Genomic DNA, 15,387 nt, shown 5'->3' on the forward strand with positions numbered 1-15,387 from the left:
CCACCAAAGCAACACCAAACCTAACTAACTAATAAATGACACTATTATTTAGATGTAGCCGCAACCAGAGGGTTAAAGTCAGCAATCACTGTCGAAGTGTCACTGATGAGCGGCGGTTTCGTCACTAATGTCGACACTTAACCACCGTAATTACGCCATTTTCACCGCCGTTTAAATCTCCGCACTTTACTGACCTCGCCCCAATGCACAGCAGGCGTGCCTTCACCGCTCTTTTGCAGCTGCAGCAGGCGTGCTGGCACAGAATATGCTTTGCAGCATAGAAATGATTGCTATCAGCCTGACTGTCACCAGATTTTTGTCCCGGAGGGTATGGCTATGAACCGCTTTGTCATTGCGGAGTCGAGGCTTTGTATTGGATGCAATACCTGCATGGCTGCTTGCAGCCAGGTGCATAAAGCCAAGGGTTTACAAGAGCACCCCAGATTGACCGTGATGCGTAATGCCACGGTCACCGCACCGATCCTCTGTCGCCACTGTGAGGATGCATGGTGCGCGCGAGTTTGTCCGGTCAATGCCATCACGTTGACCAATAACGCCGTTGAGTTGGATGAAACCACCTGCATCGGCTGCAAGCTCTGTGGTATCGCCTGCCCGTTTGGCGCAATTACGCCCGCTGGCAGTAAGCCATTAGCCGTGCCGGAGAGCTTTCCTGAATATATTCCGATGACCGAGCTGTCTGATGTGCCATTCAGCCCGGCCAATATGAACCCGTTCCTGGCCTGGACCGCCGGTGTTCGTGCCATTGCGGTGAAGTGTGACTTATGTAGCTTCCAACCACAGGGACCGGAATGTGTACGGGTCTGCCCCACTAACGCGCTGATGTTGGTGGATGAACACAGCATCGAGCAAGCCAATCAGGCTAAACGGCTCGCTGCGGCCCGTGGGTTTGCCAACGACCTGCCCTTTATCACCGGGGACAGTTCGCCCACCCTCTCTCACGAGGAGCAGAAAAGATGATGAACTCTCTGGAGCTACTGTGGCTCTCCTTACTGCTCTATCTGGCTGGTGCGCTACTTTCGCTACTTTTGGCCCGTCGCGAAACGCTGGCGATTTATGCCGCTGGGCTGGCTTCCTTGCTGGGTGGGGTCGCTGGCTTGTTTGCCGCCGCGCCAACCTTACTGGGGGGCGATATCATTACCTTTATCACCGCCGGGCCATTCCCCTTCGCGGCATTCAGCCTGCGCCTTGATCCATTGGCGGCCTTTATGCTGATGGTCATTTCACTGCTGGTGGTCGTCACTTCGCTGTATTCACTGGCCTATGTGCAGGAATACAAAGGGCGTGGAGCGTGGGGTATGGGGGTATTTATGAACCTATTCATCGCCTCGATGGTGGCACTGGTGGTAGTGGATAACGCCTTCTACTTTATTATTTTCTTTGAAATGATGTCACTGGCTTCCTACTTCCTGGTGATTTCCGATCAAGACGACGATGCTATTAGCGCGGGCCTGCTCTACTTCCTGATTGCCCACGCCGGTTCCGTGTTAATCATGATTGCCTTCTTCTTATTGTACCGCCAAAGCGGCAGTCTGGAATTTGCCGCCTTCCGGCAGGTGCATCCAGAACCGGTAATGGCTTCCGCTATCTTCCTGCTGGCTTTCTTCGGTTTTGGTGCCAAAGCCGGGATGCTACCGTTACATGGCTGGCTCCCGCGCGCCCACCCCGCAGCCCCATCTCATGCTTCGGCCTTGATGTCCGGCGTGATGGTAAAAATTGGTATCTTCGGCATCATCAAGGTAGGTATCGACTTACTCGGTGCCAGCCAAATGTGGTGGGGAGTGGTGGTGCTGGCCTTTGGTGCAGTGTCGTCGGTACTGGGAGTGCTGTATGCATTAGCCGAGCACGATATCAAACGGTTGCTGGCTTATCACACGGTTGAAAACATCGGCATTATTCTGATGGGCGTTGGGGTCGGCATGATAGGTATCGCGGGCCACCAGCCAGTATTGGCCGCCCTTGGCCTACTGGGTGCACTCTACCATCTGCTTAACCATGCGGTCTTCAAAGGGCTATTGTTCCTTGGCGCTGGCGCTGTCATCTACCGGGTGCACACCAAAGATATGGAAAAGATGGGTGGGCTGGCAAGGATGATGCCGTATACCGCACTGGCGTTTCTGGTGGGATGTATGGCAATTTCAGCGCTGCCACCCTTCAATGGTTTTGTCAGTGAATGGTTCACCTATCAATCGCTATTTACCATGACCAAAGATGGCGGATTTATTATTCGTCTGGCCGGACCGATTGCCATTGTCATGTTGGCGATTACCGGCGCACTGGCGGCCATGTGCTTCGTTAAAGTCTACGGCATTAGCTTCTGCGGCCTGCCGCGCATAGAAAAAGCCGCACAGGCGCGGGAAGTCCCGTGGCCAATGACGGCAGCCATGCTGTTGCTAGCCCTGCTGTGCCTGGCATTGGGGATTGGTGCCACCCAGGTAGCACCGGTGATTGCCCGCATTGCCAGCAGCCTGATAGCGGCCCCTGAGGCGCAGACTTTACAGGTTGCACAAGGGGCGGTGTTGTTCCCACAACACAGTTCTCAAGCGATGCTGTCTACCCTCTACATCTTCTTCGGCTTATTAATCCTGCCACTGGTGATTTTACTGATAGCCAGCCTCTACAAAGGCAGCCGTCTGGCATTCCGCCATGGCGGTGACCCATGGGCCTGTGGTTATGCCTACGAACAAGCAATGACTGTCTCCGCCGGTGGTTTTACTCAACCCTTGCGGATGATGTTTGCCCCACTCTATCGAATGCGTAAAACACTCGATCCCGCACCGATGATGCAACGTGCTCTTGAGCACTCGGTCAATGGTGCCGGACGGGTAGAGCCGCTATGGGACGACAAAATTGTGGCCCCGCTTATTCGCCTGATCCAATGGCTCAGCCAGCGTATTCAATGGCTGCAACAGGGTGATTTCCGCCTCTACTGTCTGTATGTGGTCGCCGCACTGGTTACCCTGCTGATAATCGCGGCTATTTAAGGAGACGAGCAATGCCAACTACTGATATGCCTGCGGTCTCTATGATTGCCTTCGCCATTGGGCAGGCGCTTTTCATGCTGGCGCTGGCACCATTGATGTCGGGTATTTCGCGCATGGTAAAAGCCCGAATGCACTCGCGCCGTGGGCCAGGTGTGCTACAAGACTATCGTGATTTAGCCAAACTGTTAAAACGCCAGGATGTAGCACCGGCTAACGCAGGCATCATCTTCCGCCTGATGCCTTATGTGTTATTAGGCAGCATGTTGCTGATTGCAATGGCGCTGCCCATTTTCACGCTGGCATCGCCATTTGGCGTGGCGGGTGACCTGATCACCCTGCTTTATCTGTTCGCGCTGTTCCGCTTCTTCTTCTCACTGGCCGGCCTGGACTGCGGCAGCATCTTTGCCGGTATCGGGGCCAGCCGTGAGTTAACCCTCGGTGTATTGGTGGAACCGACACTGATTCTGTCGCTACTGGTGGTGGGGTTAATCGCCGGTTCGACCAATATCGGCACCATCAGTACTGCACTTTCGACCGGCCACTGGCAATCGCCGACCGCTACCGCGCTGGCGTTACTGGCCTGTGGTTTCGCCGTGTTTATCGAGATGGGCAAAATCCCGTTTGATGTCGCCGAAGCTGAGCAAGAGTTACAAGAAGGGCCGCTAACCGAATACTCAGGTGCCGCGCTGGGCCTGGTCAAATGGGGCATCAGCCTGAAACAAGTGGTGGTGGCACAACTGTTCCTCGCCGTGTTTATCCCGTTCGGCAAGCTGGCGGTGCTCACTGGATTTGGCCTGATGTGGGCGCTACTGGCCTGCATTATCAAGCTGGTGGTGGTGTTTGTACTGGCCTCCATCGTGGAAAACAGTATCGCCCGTGGGCGCTTCCTGTTGACCTCCCGTGTTACCTGGCTGGGGTTTGGTGTTGCCGCCTTGTCCCTGGTTTTCTATCTCACAGGTCTTTAAGGAGCTAATAAACCCATCATGGAGAACATGGCTCTTATGAATATCGCCCTAATGAACATCGCCCTTGCGACCATTCTGGTCCCATTTGCCGGTGCCATCCTCACGGCCTGCTTGCCACAGCAATGGGCGAAATGGTCCTGTACTTTCTTTTCACTACTGGCAACCCTCGGGACCGTGTTGCTGGCCTATATCTACTTAAGTGGCGGGAAGATTGATGTCACGGTTGATCTGATTCACTACGGCGATATGGCGCTGTTTGGCCTGACTATCGACCGCATCAGTACCTTGATTGCTTTCGCCGTCGTCTTTCTTGGGCTGTTGGTCAGTATCTATTCCACCGGTTATCTGACCCTGGGTAATCGCGAGCACCCGCACGAAGGCACTAACCGCTACTACGCCCTGCTGCTGGTATTTATCGGTGCAATGGCCGGGTTGGTATTGTCATCCACTCTGCTGGGTCAGTTGTTCTTCTTTGAAATCACCGGCGGTTGTTCGTGGGGATTAATTGGTTACTACCAGAGTCAGAAGTCACTGCGTTCGGCACTCAAAGCGCTGCTGGTAACCCATGTTGCGGCTATTGGCCTGTATCTGGCGGCAGCGGTGTTGCTGGTTAATACCGGCACCTTTGCCCTAACGGCACTGGCGCAATTGGATAACAGCACCAAAATCATTGTGTTCGGCGGCATCCTGTTTGCCGCGTGGGGGAAATCCGCCCAGTTGCCACTGCATATCTGGTTACCGGATGCGATGGAAGCCCCAACACCTGTCAGTTCATACCTGCACGCCGCCTCGATGGTCAAAGTGGGGGTTTATATCTTTGCCCGCGCCATTTATTCCGCTGGCGATGTACCCCAAATAATTGGCACCGTGGGCATGGTGATGGCAGTGATTACGCTGATCTATGGCTTCTTTATGTATCTGCCACAAAAAGATATGAAGCGGCTGCTGGCCTACTCCACCATCACCCAGTTGTCTTACATCTTCTTCGCTCTGTCGTTGGCTATCTATGGCTCAAAAATGGCCTTTGATGGCGGCATTGCCTACATCTTTAACCATGCGTTTGCCAAGAGTCTGTTCTTCTTAGTGGCCGGTGCGCTGAGTTATAGCTGCGGTACCCGTATGTTGCCAAAACTCAAAGGCATCATGGGCAAAATGCCACTGCTGGGCGTAGGGTTTTGTGTCGCTGCACTGGCAATCACTGGGGTGCCACCTTTTAATGGCTTCTTCAGCAAATTCCCTATTTTTGCCGCTGGCTTCTCGCTCTCTCACGAACATTGGCTACTGATACCTCTGCTGGTGCTGGCGCTACTTGAATCGGTGGCGAGTTTTGGCTGGTTCCTCTACTGGTTCGGGCAAACCGTGCCCGGCAAACCATCACCAGAGGTCGCCAGCGCCAAACCACTGCCACTGGCGATGCAGGGGGTGTTGGTGATTCTGGTGATTATGTCGGTGTGCTCAAGCTTTATTGCTGTCGCCTGGCTCGGATAAGGGAGTAGAAAATGACCGGAACACTTTTTGTCAATAATTTGGTCGTAAATAACCTCGCAGGGCTGCTGATCATTACCTCACTACTGGTAATCATCGCAAAGAAACCCGCCACTTCGGCGCTGCTTTATGCCTTGCAGTCACTGGTACTGGTGCTGATTTTTCTGGTACTGGCTGAAACCTTGGGTGCCCATGAGCTGTACCTGTGGTCGCTGAGTGCCTTTGTTACCAAGGTGGTGCTGGTGCCGTGGATTATGTATCGCGCTTTTCGCCAAATGGACGATCCAAAAGCCAATGGCGGCATCATTGGTACCGCCAGCCTGATTTTTATCGCTGCCATCATTATCTTGCTGAGCTACTTCGTGGTTGAACCGGTGCAATTGCCCATGGTCAGCGCACTGAAACCGGCGCTGGCTGTCTCATTGGGGCATTTTCTGATTGGCCTGCTGTGTATCGTTACCCAACGCAATATTCTGAAAAATATCTTTGGCTATTGCCTGATGGAGAACGGGGCTCATCTGATGCTGGCGCTGCTGGCCTTCCGCGCACCGGAATTGGTCGAGATTGGCGTTGCCACCGATGCCATCTTCGCGGTGATTGTGATGACGCTCATGGCGCGCAAGATTTACCGCACGCTGCACACGCTGGATGTTAAACAACTGACGGCGCTAAAGGGGTAATGAAATGAGTAATACTGACCTGCTGTTGTTGCTGCTGGCGATACCTCTGATAGCCTCATTGCTCGCGTTTGCTTGCCGGGCGTTAGGCAGTGCCGCACGGATGGCAACCACTTGGGTGCATTTTACTGGCATCACGCTGTTGCTGGTGGTGGCGCTGACGGTAGTGTGCCGAGTTGCGCTGGGCGGGGAAATTCTGGCGGCGCACAACTGGCTGCATATCGATAGTCTCAGTGCGCTGTTCCTCGCTATTCTGGGCATTATCGGCTTTATCACCGGTATCTATTCCCTTGGTTATATGCGCCATGAAGTGAATAACGGCGAAATCACGGTTGGCACACTGTGCAACTACTACGGTTTCTTCCATCTGTTCCTGTTCACCATGCTGTTGGTGGTCACCAGTAATAACCTGATCCTGATGTGGGTTGGTATTGAAGCCACTACCCTCAGTTCAGCCTTTTTGGTGGGATTATACGGGCAGCGCTCCTCACTGGAGGCGGCGTGGAAATACATTATTATCTGTACTGTCGGTGTGGCATTCGGGCTGTACGGCACGGTGCTGGTATATGCCAATGCCGCGAATGTGCTGGCAGATCCGGGCAGTGCCATCTTCTGGACCGTGGTTTCCGAGCATGCTAAAGAGCTGGACCCCAGCCTGATGCATCTGGCGTTTGTCTTTATCCTGATTGGCTTCGGTACTAAGACCGGGCTGTTCCCAATGCATTCGTGGCTACCGGATGCCCACAGTGAAGCCCCCAGCCCCACCAGCGCCCTGTTATCCGCCGTGCTGCTTAACTGCGCCCTACTGGTTATCATCCGTTACTACATCATTATCAGCGCTGCCATCGGGCCACATTTCCCACAAATGCTGCTGTTGGTGTTCGGCATGATGTCGGTTGCAGTATCCGCCTTCTTTATTCTGGCACAGCGCGATATGAAGCGTTTACTGGCCTATTCCAGCGTCGAGAATATGGGGTTAATTGCTGTTGCACTGGGCATTGGTGGCCCGCTAGGCGTGCTGGCAGCACTGTTTCACACCTTGAATCACAGCCTGGCTAAGACCTTGCTGTTCTGTGGTTCCGGCAATGTGTTATTGAAATACGGCACGCGGGATATGGGCGCGATTAAAGGTATTATCCGCGTCGCACCGCTGACTGCGGTGTTACTGGCCGGTGGCGCATTAGCGCTGGCTGGGATGCCGCCATTCAACGTGTTTATCAGTGAATTTATGGTGGTGGCTGCCGCAATTAATGCCGGCCATATTTGGCTGGTTATCGCCCTGCTCTTGCTGCTAACACTGGTACTGGCCGGATTGGTACGCATGATTGCCAACACCGTGCTGGGAACACCACCGGCAGCGGTCAGCAAAGGCGAACTGGGTATTCTGACCACCGCACCGATGGCGATACTGTTGCTGTTGATGCTGTTGCTTGGCGTGCATATTCCGGCCCCAGTGACCCGTTTATTGACCGATGCGGCCCAGATTGTTCTCAATAACGATGGCAGTGAGCCAACCCAGCAACAATTTATGCTGCCGTGGCAGCACCTTTCCCCACCGCAGCCCGTAACTCAGCCTATTCCATCCGTTGCACAGAGCCATAGTGCGGTGCAACTAACCCCGAATCGTCAGGAGATGTAACGTGACTCGCGAAACCCCTATTTCAGCTATTCCGGTTTCAGGTCAGCCGGTTTCAGGTCAACCGGTTTCAAGCCATCCACACAGCGGTGAAAAGCTGGGTGCGGCCTATGTAGCCCGCCTGCGTGAACAATTTCCTGCGGCAATTTTAGATGAAGAGTGGCAAACCCCAGATCAACTGACCATTACCATCAAACTAAATAGCCTGCCCGATGTGGTAGAGCACCTTTACTATCAACAAGGTGGCTGGTTGTCGGTGCTGTTTGGTAATGATGAACGCAGCTTGAATGGCTATTTTGCCATTTACTATGTGCTGTCGATGGAAGGCCGTGAACAATATGGCGAAGAGACCGGTAAACAGTATGGCGATAAGTGCTGGGTGATTGTCAAAGCACTTATCAGCCCTGAACGACCAGAGTTCCCGTCAGTCACACCCCGAGTACCCGCCGCCGTCTGGGGCGAGCGTGAAGTGCGCGATATGTATGGTCTGCAACCGGTTGGCCTGCCTGATGAGCGCCGTTTAGTGCTGCCCGATGATTGGCCGGATGATCTCTATCCGCTGCGCAAAGACACCATGGACTATCGCCAACGCCCCACGCCCACCAGCGATACGGAAACCTATCAGTTTGAAAACGAAGCCGGTAGCAGTAGCCGGGTGGTGCCTATTGGCCCAATGCATATTACCTCTGACGAACCGGGTCATTTCCGGCTGTTTGTCGACGGCGAAGATATTATTGATGCCGATTACCGCCTGTTTTATGTCCATCGCGGCATGGAAAAACTGGCTGAAACTCGCATGGGTTACAACGATGTTACCTTCTTGTCAGATCGCATCTGCGGCATTTGTGGCTTTACCCACAGCGTGGCCTACACCTCTTCCATTGAGAATGCCTTGGGCATTATCGTGCCGCCTCGGGCGCAGATGATCCGCACCATTTTGCTTGAAGTAGAGCGGCTGCACAGCCATCTGCTCAATATCGGTTTATCGTGTCACTTTGTTGGTTTCGATACCGGTTTTATGCAGTTCTTCCGCGTGCGTGAAAAAGCGATGACGATTGCTGAGATGCTCACTGGCGCACGTAAAACCTACGGTCTGAATCTGATTGGTGGCGTACGCCGCGATATCCTGAAAGCGGATCGTATCAAAACGCTGCAATTGGTATCGGAGATGCGTGCCGATATCGGCCAGTTGGTGGATATGTTGATGAGCACCGCCAATATCGAACAACGCACCGTGGGGGTGGGCCTGCTTGATCGCAAAATCGCCCGCGATTTCAGCCCGGTCGGCCCAATGATCCGCGCCAGTGGCTATGCGCGCGATATGCGCCATGACCACAGCTACGCCAACTATGCCAATGTGCCCAAAGAGTTGTTTACCCTCGATGGCTGCGATGTCCACTCCCGCCTGCTGGTGCGGGTGCGCGAATTCTTTGACTCGCTGGTGATGATTGAATATGGCCTGAATCATATGCCGGGCGGGCCGCTGCTGGAAGAAAAAGTCAATTACCAACCTTACAAGTTCGCCCTCGGATTCTCAGAAGCACCGCGTGGCGAAGATGTGCATTGGAGCATGACCGGCGACAACCAGAAGCTGTTCCGCTGGCGCTGCCGTGCGGCAACTTACGCCAATTGGCCGGTGCTGCGTTATATGTTGCGCGGCAATACCGTCTCCGATGCGCCACTGATTATCGGCAGCCTCGATCCCTGCTACTCCTGTACTGACCGGGTCACTCTGGTGGATGTGCGCAAGCAAAAGTCCATCACCGTGCCGTACAAAGAGATCGAGCGTTATGGCATTGAGCGCACCCATTCGCCGCTCAAATAGAGGGATGAAGAATGTTCAAACTGTTTAAAACCATCCTGAAAGTGGGCGACACCACGGTGAAATACCCGTTTAAGCCGCTTGAGGTCAGCCACGGTTTTCGCGGCAAACCGCAATATGATGCCGAGCAATGTATCGCCTGTGGCGCTTGTACCATGGCCTGCCCTGCCAATGCACTCACCATGGAAACCGATCTTGCTAGTGGCACTCGTCAGTGGCAGTTATTTCTCGGGCGTTGCATTTTTTGTGGCCGCTGTGAGGAGGTCTGCCCGACCCGCGCCATTGTGTTATCGCAAGAGTTTGAACTGGCCGTCTTCAACAAAGCGGATTTATATCAGCGCGCCAGTTTTACCCTTACCCATTGCCAGCAATGCCAGCAACCCTTTGCGCCAAAAAAAGAAGTGGATTATGTCATGGCACTGCTGATTCATTCCGGGATGGCGGCCGATGATGTCGAGCAGCAGCGGCCACATTTTGAAACTTGCCCTGAGTGTAAGCGCAAGCAGAATATCGTTATTAATAACAACGTCATGCTGGATCAGCACAGCGAAGGGAGGGGCAAGCTATGAGCCAACCACATTCATTGAAACCGGGTTGGGGGCACCATGTTAGCCAGCCGATCGCACTTGATCCCTCGGTAGCCCAGTTAAAAAGTAAGTTATTGAAAGATATCAAGCGCTCCGCTTATGTCTATCGGGTGGATTGTGGTGGCTGCAACGGCTGTGAGATTGAGATTTTCTCCTCAATCACCCCACTGTTCGACACCGAGCGCTTTGGTATCAAAGTAGTCGCCTCGCCACGCCACGCAGACATTTTGCTGTTTACCGGCGCGGTCACTCGTGCCATGCGCGCACCTGCGCTACGGGCCTATGAATCGGCCCCGGATCCAAAAATCTGCGTTTCTTACGGCGCGTGTGGTTGTGGTGGTGGCATCTTCCATGACCTGTACTGTGTCTGGGGTGGCAGCGATACCATCGTACCGATTGATGTGTACATTCCCGGTTGCCCGCCGACCCCAGCCGCAACCATCTATGGTTTTGCCGTGGCATTGGGTCTGCTGGAGCAAAAACTGAAAGGCGAAGAGCATCAGGAGACTGCCGATGAACGTGTCGCGCTGATCCATCCCGATGCCCCGCTCAACCTACGAGTGCTGTTGGAACGTGAAGCGCGCCGTATGGCCGGTTATCGCCAGGGGCGGGAAATCACCGACAGTTTCTTGTCGCTGCTGGTCAATCAGCCATTACCGGAATTTGAACAGCGCTGCCAGCACTACCTGCGCCAACAAGATGATCCGCGTTTGAGCGAGATATTCGCCAGCTTGCAACACATTGCCCAGATACAACTGGCGGGAGGCAAGAGAGATGTCCGCTAAGGTTATTTTTTATGCACTGAATCAGAAGTTCCTCGACAGTGATGACGATATGCCCGAGCAAGCACAGCAAGTGATGTATTACTCACTGGCTATCGGCCACCATGTGGGGGTGATTGATTGCTTAAAAGCCATCATGGAATGTCCACTGGCAGAATATGAACAATGGTTTGGTCAGTTGCCCGCCGGCGAGGCTCACCGCAAGATGGCAGGCTTACTGAAGTTTGGTGAAATCACCATCGACAGTACCCATACCCAATTATTGGCAAAAGCCTTCGCGCCGCTGGCTGAAGACCCCGCCTCGCTCCACCAGCCATGGAGCCAACAACTGCTGCAAACCCTGTACGATATCGAGCAGGAACCGGCCATCTATTTAATGGTGAAACGCCGCCCATGAACATGCCACATCCCTCCGCCACTCACACCACCGCCCTCAATCTGGTGTTAACCGTTGGCAACAGCATGATGGGCGATGACGGTGCAGGCCCGTTACTGGCTGAGCGCATGACACAACAACCATTGATTGACTGGCAGGTAATTGACGGTGGTTCGGCACCGGAAAATGTCGTGCATCGTATTCGTGCGTTGCAACCGACACGGTTAGTTATTGTCGATGCTGCCGATATGGAGCTGCCGCCGGGTGAGATTCGCATTATTGATCCTGAGCGAATTGCCGAAATGTTTATCATGAGCACCCATAATCTGCCGCTCAACTTTCTAATTGATCAGTTAAAGGAAGATATTAGCGAAGTCATTTTTGTGGGGATTCAACCCACCTTAGTGGCGTTTTACTTCCCAATGACCGAGCCAGTAAAACAGGCGGTAGAAACGGTGTATCAACAACTGCCACACTGGCAAGGTGACGGCGGTTTCGCGCATTTATAGCTAAATGACGGCATGCCGTCGTCAATTTTGCCGACGTCATGCCTGCCGACAGTTTCCTGTTAATATTCCCTCCCGCATCAATATCCACTAATCCTTTATAAAACAATCATATTCATCCACTTTTACGCCACCATTTCAAGTTGGCATAAACCATGCAGTATGTAGGGCAATGAGCCAGATTAGCTGTTCTAAACGTGAATCTGCCAGATCTATCAATTTATCCCCAATAGATTTCAAGGTGCAGGAAGGCGGTAAGCGAGTGCAGCTAACACACCTGCAACTTGAAAGATGAAGGTATTTATCCCCAATAGATTTCAAGGTGCAGGAAGGCGGCAAGCGAGTGAGTCCCGATGAGCTTACTCAAGTAAGTGATTCGGGTAAGCGAGTGCAGCCAACACACCTGCAACTTGAAAGATGAAAGGGAAGGAGAGAACACAATGAACCGGTTCATAATCGCAGACCCCAAAAAGTGTATTGGCTGTCGCACCTGTGAGGTGGCCTGCGTGCTGGCACACAACGGTGGCAAGCTGGACACGCTAACTAAAGCCAATTTCGCGCCTCGGCTGAAGGTGGTTAAAGGGCTAAATGTCAGTACCGCCATTATGTGTCGGCACTGTGAAGATGCACCTTGCGCCAATGTTTGCCCGAACGGCGCAATTGTTCGGGCAGCGGACAGTATTCAAGTGTTGCAGGAAAAATGCATTGGCTGCAAAACCTGTGTCGTTGCCTGCCCGTATGGTGCGATGAGCGTCGTGACCAAACAGGTCGAAGTGATGTTTAACGGCCTCTCACAAGGATTCTGCCTGAAAGCCGAAGCACAGAAATGTGATTTGTGCGAAGGGCAAGCCGCCGGGCCGGCGTGTATCTCCGTTTGCCCAACACAGGCGCTGCACATGATTGGCCGCGACACCATGCAGGCTATGTTACGCAAAAAACAGATGCGCGCTGCTTTGGATGAAGCCAACGAAATGAGCTTTTAGTCAATAAGGCTGCGGCTCCAAAAACGAAGGATGACCCAAAGTAATTGGTGTTGCAGCAAGGCAGCAATTGAGCGACAACTTGGTTGTAAACCATGTTGAACATCGCTTGCGCTGGCCCGCAGGGTGAGTCTCATTAGAGGCTCATAATCCCGATGAGCTGACTCAGGTCAGTGATTCGGGTGAACGAGAGCAGCTAACACCGCTGCGGCTCCAAAAACGAAGGATGATTAATATGCACAAGGCACTCACTGTCTGTCCTTACTGCGGCTCCGGCTGCAAAATCAATTTACTGGTCGAAAATGGCAAAGTTATTGGCGCTGAAGGCGCAAATGGCGTCACCAATCAGGGCGAACTCTGCCTGAAAGGCTACTATGGCTGGGACTTTCTCAATGACACCAAATTGCTAACTCCGCGCCTTAAACAGCCGATGATCCGTCGCCAAAAAGGCGGCAAGCTGGAGGCGGTATCTTGGGATGAAGCGATTGAATTTGCTAGCAGTAAATTGCGGGCAATCAAAGAGAAATATGGCCCGGAAGCCATTATGCATACCGGTTCATCCCGTGGCCCTGGTAATGAAACCAACTATGTGATGCAGAAATTTGCCCGTGCGGTTACCGGCAGCAACAACATTGACTGCTGCGCCCGTGTTTGCCACGGCCCGTCGGTCGCCGGGTTGCAAGTGACATTGGGTAATGGCGCGATGAGTAATTCAATCTGTGAGATTGAAGATACCAAATGTATTTTAGTGTTTGGCTACAACGCCGCTGACTCCCACCCGATCGTGGCCCGCCGTATTCTGAAAGCCAAAGAAAAAGGCGCGAAAGTAATTGTCTGCGATCCACGCCATATCGAAACGGCGCGTATTGCGGATCTCTGGTTACCCCTGAAAAACGGCTCCAATATGGCACTGGTGAATGCCTTTGCCAATGTGTTGATCACTGAAGAGCTGTACGATAAAGATTATGTCTCCCGCTATACCGAGGGCTTCGACGAGTACCGTGAAATCGTCGCCAAATACACCCCGGAATATGTCGAAAGCATTACTGGCCTGCCGGCGAAATCAATTCGTGAAGCCATGCGTATCTATGCCGCCGCCCCTTCAGCCACTATCTTGTGGGGGATGGGTGTCACCCAGTGGGGCCAGGGCGTAGATGTCGTGAAAGGGTTGTCAGGACTGGCACTGTTAACTGGTAATCTGGGCCGCCCGAATGTCGGTGTTGGCCCGGTACGCGGGCAAAACAACGTGCAGGGTGCCTGCGATATGGGCGCATTGCCAAATATGTATCCGGGTTATCAATCGGTGACCGATCCCGCCACACTGGAAAAATTTGCCAAAGCCTGGGGGGTACCATCCCTATCCGGTAAAGTCGGTTACTCGCTGACCGATGTTCCGCATAAAGTGAAAGAGGGGAAAATTAAAGCCAACTACGTGATGGGCGAAGATCCACTCCAGACCGAACCGGATTTGTCCATGATGCGCGAAGCCTTCAGCGAATTAGAACTGCTGATTGTGCAAGATATCTTTATGACCAAAACCGCAGCCGAAGCAGATGTTATCTTCCCCGCTACCTCATGGGGTGAACATGAAGGGGTCTATTCCGCGGCAGACCGTGGTTTCCAGCGGTTTGAAAAAGCGGTTGAACCACAAGGTGATGTAAAACCAGATTGGGAAATTATTAGTCTGATGGCGACCGCACTCGGCTATCCAATGAAATATAACAATACCAAAGAGATTTGGGATGAACTGCGTGAGTTGTGCCCGCTGTACTATGGCGCAACCTACGAGAAAATGGCTGGTTTGGGCTATATCCCATGGCCATGTACCACTGAAGATAGCCCCGGTACACCCTGGTTATATGCCGGTAATAAGTTTGACCGCCCTGGAGGCAAAGGGTTGTTATTTGCCAGTGAATGGCGTGCGCCAATGGAACTGGTGGATGAGCAATATCCGTTGGTGTTGTGTACCGTGCGTGAGGTCGGCCACTACTCCTGCCGTTCGATGACTGGCAACTGTTCCGCACTGCAAACGCTGGCCGATGAACCGGGTTATGTGCAAATCAGCCCGCAGGATGCGGATAAAATGCGCTTGCAGGATCAACAACTGGTATGGGTAGAATCCCGTCGCGGTAAAGTTATCACGCGGGTCTCAGTCAGTGAACGCATTAATGTCGGTGCGGTATATATGACCTACCAGTGGTGGATTGGTGCCTGTAATGAGCTGACGCTGGACCATCTGGATCCAATTTCCAAAACACCGGAATATAAATATTGTGCGGTGAAACTGGAAGCCATTTCGGATCAGACGTGGGCAGAAAACTATGTACAACAAGAGTATAGCCAATTGAAGGCGCGGTTACGTAGAGAAGCCGAAGTGGGCTGATCGGTTAACGGCTACTGCGCTTTGCCATTCTGGGTTTACGCAGTGCTCGCCACCGCCATGTACTTATGTACACTCCGGTGGCTGTGCGCTGAGCGCGCCCAGACTGGCTTTGTTCGCGGTGCCTCGCAGGCAGAAGGGTTTGGCACTGCTTGGTTCCACACGGTATTCGGTAAATAGATATTAGTT

13 protein-coding genes are annotated in these 15,387 nt (G+C 53.1%); all 13 read left to right on the forward strand.

What is annotated here, in order from left to right; all coding sequences use genetic code 11:
* Positions 1–336 precede the first annotated feature (336 nt).
* The 13 genes from EL015_RS13740 (at position 337) to fdhF (ending at position 15,201) form a co-directional block, all read left to right on the forward strand.
* Entirely contained in the window at positions 337–978 is a 642-nt protein-coding gene (locus tag EL015_RS13740; RefSeq protein ID WP_032906844.1) for a 4Fe-4S dicluster domain-containing protein, read from the forward strand.
* Positions 975–3,002 (forward strand): hydrogenase 4 subunit B, encoded by a 2,028-nt coding sequence (gene hyfB / locus EL015_RS13745; RefSeq protein ID WP_032906843.1) that lies wholly within the window; start codon positions 975–977, stop codon positions 3,000–3,002. The genes EL015_RS13740 and hyfB overlap by 4 nt, the downstream gene beginning before the upstream one ends.
* 11 nt (positions 3,003–3,013) lie before the next feature.
* Positions 3,014–3,967, forward strand: a complete 954-nt coding sequence (locus tag EL015_RS13750; RefSeq protein ID WP_005187639.1) for a respiratory chain complex I subunit 1 family protein — start codon at positions 3,014–3,016, stop codon at positions 3,965–3,967.
* A gap of 36 nt (positions 3,968–4,003) precedes the next feature.
* Positions 4,004–5,455, forward strand: a complete 1,452-nt coding sequence (locus EL015_RS13755) for a hydrogenase 4 subunit D (RefSeq protein WP_005187634.1) — start codon at positions 4,004–4,006, stop codon at positions 5,453–5,455.
* An 11-nt stretch (positions 5,456–5,466) separates the two neighbouring features.
* Complete coding sequence (gene hyfE, locus EL015_RS13760) at positions 5,467–6,132, forward strand: hydrogenase 4 membrane subunit (RefSeq protein ID WP_005187625.1); 666 nt, start codon at positions 5,467–5,469, stop codon at positions 6,130–6,132.
* Between the two features lie 4 nt (positions 6,133–6,136).
* Positions 6,137–7,768, forward strand: coding sequence for a hydrogenase 4 subunit F (locus EL015_RS13765; protein WP_005187624.1), 1,632 nt, complete (start codon positions 6,137–6,139; stop codon positions 7,766–7,768).
* Between the two features lies 1 nt (position 7,769).
* A complete protein-coding gene (locus tag EL015_RS13770; protein ID WP_005187619.1) occupies positions 7,770–9,590 on the forward strand; it encodes a hydrogenase large subunit in 1,821 nt (606 codons plus the stop codon).
* 11 nt (positions 9,591–9,601) lie between these two features.
* On the forward strand, positions 9,602–10,156 hold the full coding sequence (gene hyfH / locus EL015_RS13775; protein ID WP_005187616.1) for a hydrogenase 4 subunit H: 555 nt from the start codon (positions 9,602–9,604) through the stop codon (positions 10,154–10,156).
* Positions 10,153–10,959: an NADH-quinone oxidoreductase subunit B family protein gene (locus EL015_RS13780; RefSeq protein ID WP_032906841.1), complete on the forward strand. Its 807-nt coding sequence runs from the start codon at positions 10,153–10,155 to the stop codon at positions 10,957–10,959. The genes hyfH and EL015_RS13780 overlap by 4 nt, the downstream gene beginning before the upstream one ends.
* Positions 10,949–11,353 carry a formate hydrogenlyase maturation HycH family protein gene (locus tag EL015_RS13785; protein ID WP_032906840.1) on the forward strand — a complete coding sequence of 135 codons (405 nt, stop codon included), beginning with the start codon at positions 10,949–10,951 and terminating at the stop codon, positions 11,351–11,353. Before EL015_RS13780 ends, EL015_RS13785 begins: the two co-directional genes overlap by 11 nt.
* A gap of 2 nt (positions 11,354–11,355) precedes the next feature.
* Complete coding sequence (gene hycI / locus EL015_RS13790; protein WP_005187608.1) at positions 11,356–11,841, forward strand: hydrogenase maturation peptidase HycI; 486 nt, start codon at positions 11,356–11,358, stop codon at positions 11,839–11,841.
* Between the two features lie 437 nt (positions 11,842–12,278).
* Positions 12,279–12,821 carry a 4Fe-4S binding protein gene (locus EL015_RS13795; RefSeq protein ID WP_032906839.1) on the forward strand — a complete coding sequence of 181 codons (543 nt, stop codon included), beginning with the start codon at positions 12,279–12,281 and terminating at the stop codon, positions 12,819–12,821.
* Between the two features lie 232 nt (positions 12,822–13,053).
* On the forward strand, positions 13,054–15,201 hold the full coding sequence (gene fdhF / locus EL015_RS13800; RefSeq protein ID WP_032906838.1) for a formate dehydrogenase subunit alpha: 2,148 nt from the start codon (positions 13,054–13,056) through the stop codon (positions 15,199–15,201).
* Positions 15,202–15,387: the final 186 nt, after the last annotated feature.

Origin of the sequence: Yersinia intermedia (assembly GCF_900635455.1) — a bacterium.
GTDB classification, from domain to species: domain Bacteria; phylum Pseudomonadota; class Gammaproteobacteria; order Enterobacterales; family Enterobacteriaceae; genus Yersinia; species Yersinia intermedia.

Coding starts and splice junctions, on each gene's coding strand:
- EL015_RS13765 (WP_005187624.1), top strand. CDS start 6,137: ATGAGTAATACTGACCTGCTGTTGTTGCTGCTGGCGATACCTCTGATA.
- EL015_RS13755 (WP_005187634.1), top strand. CDS start 4,004: ATGAATATCGCCCTAATGAACATCGCCCTTGCGACCATTCTGGTCCCA.
- hyfE (WP_005187625.1), top strand. CDS start 5,467: ATGACCGGAACACTTTTTGTCAATAATTTGGTCGTAAATAACCTCGCA.
- EL015_RS13740 (WP_032906844.1), top strand. CDS start 337: ATGAACCGCTTTGTCATTGCGGAGTCGAGGCTTTGTATTGGATGCAAT.
- fdhF (WP_032906838.1), top strand. CDS start 13,054: ATGCACAAGGCACTCACTGTCTGTCCTTACTGCGGCTCCGGCTGCAAA.
- hyfH (WP_005187616.1), top strand. CDS start 9,602: ATGTTCAAACTGTTTAAAACCATCCTGAAAGTGGGCGACACCACGGTG.
- EL015_RS13780 (WP_032906841.1), top strand. CDS start 10,153: ATGAGCCAACCACATTCATTGAAACCGGGTTGGGGGCACCATGTTAGC.
- hyfB (WP_032906843.1), top strand. CDS start 975: ATGATGAACTCTCTGGAGCTACTGTGGCTCTCCTTACTGCTCTATCTG.
- EL015_RS13785 (WP_032906840.1), top strand. CDS start 10,949: ATGTCCGCTAAGGTTATTTTTTATGCACTGAATCAGAAGTTCCTCGAC.
- hycI (WP_005187608.1), top strand. CDS start 11,356: ATGCCACATCCCTCCGCCACTCACACCACCGCCCTCAATCTGGTGTTA.
- EL015_RS13795 (WP_032906839.1), top strand. CDS start 12,279: ATGAACCGGTTCATAATCGCAGACCCCAAAAAGTGTATTGGCTGTCGC.
- EL015_RS13750 (WP_005187639.1), top strand. CDS start 3,014: ATGCCAACTACTGATATGCCTGCGGTCTCTATGATTGCCTTCGCCATT.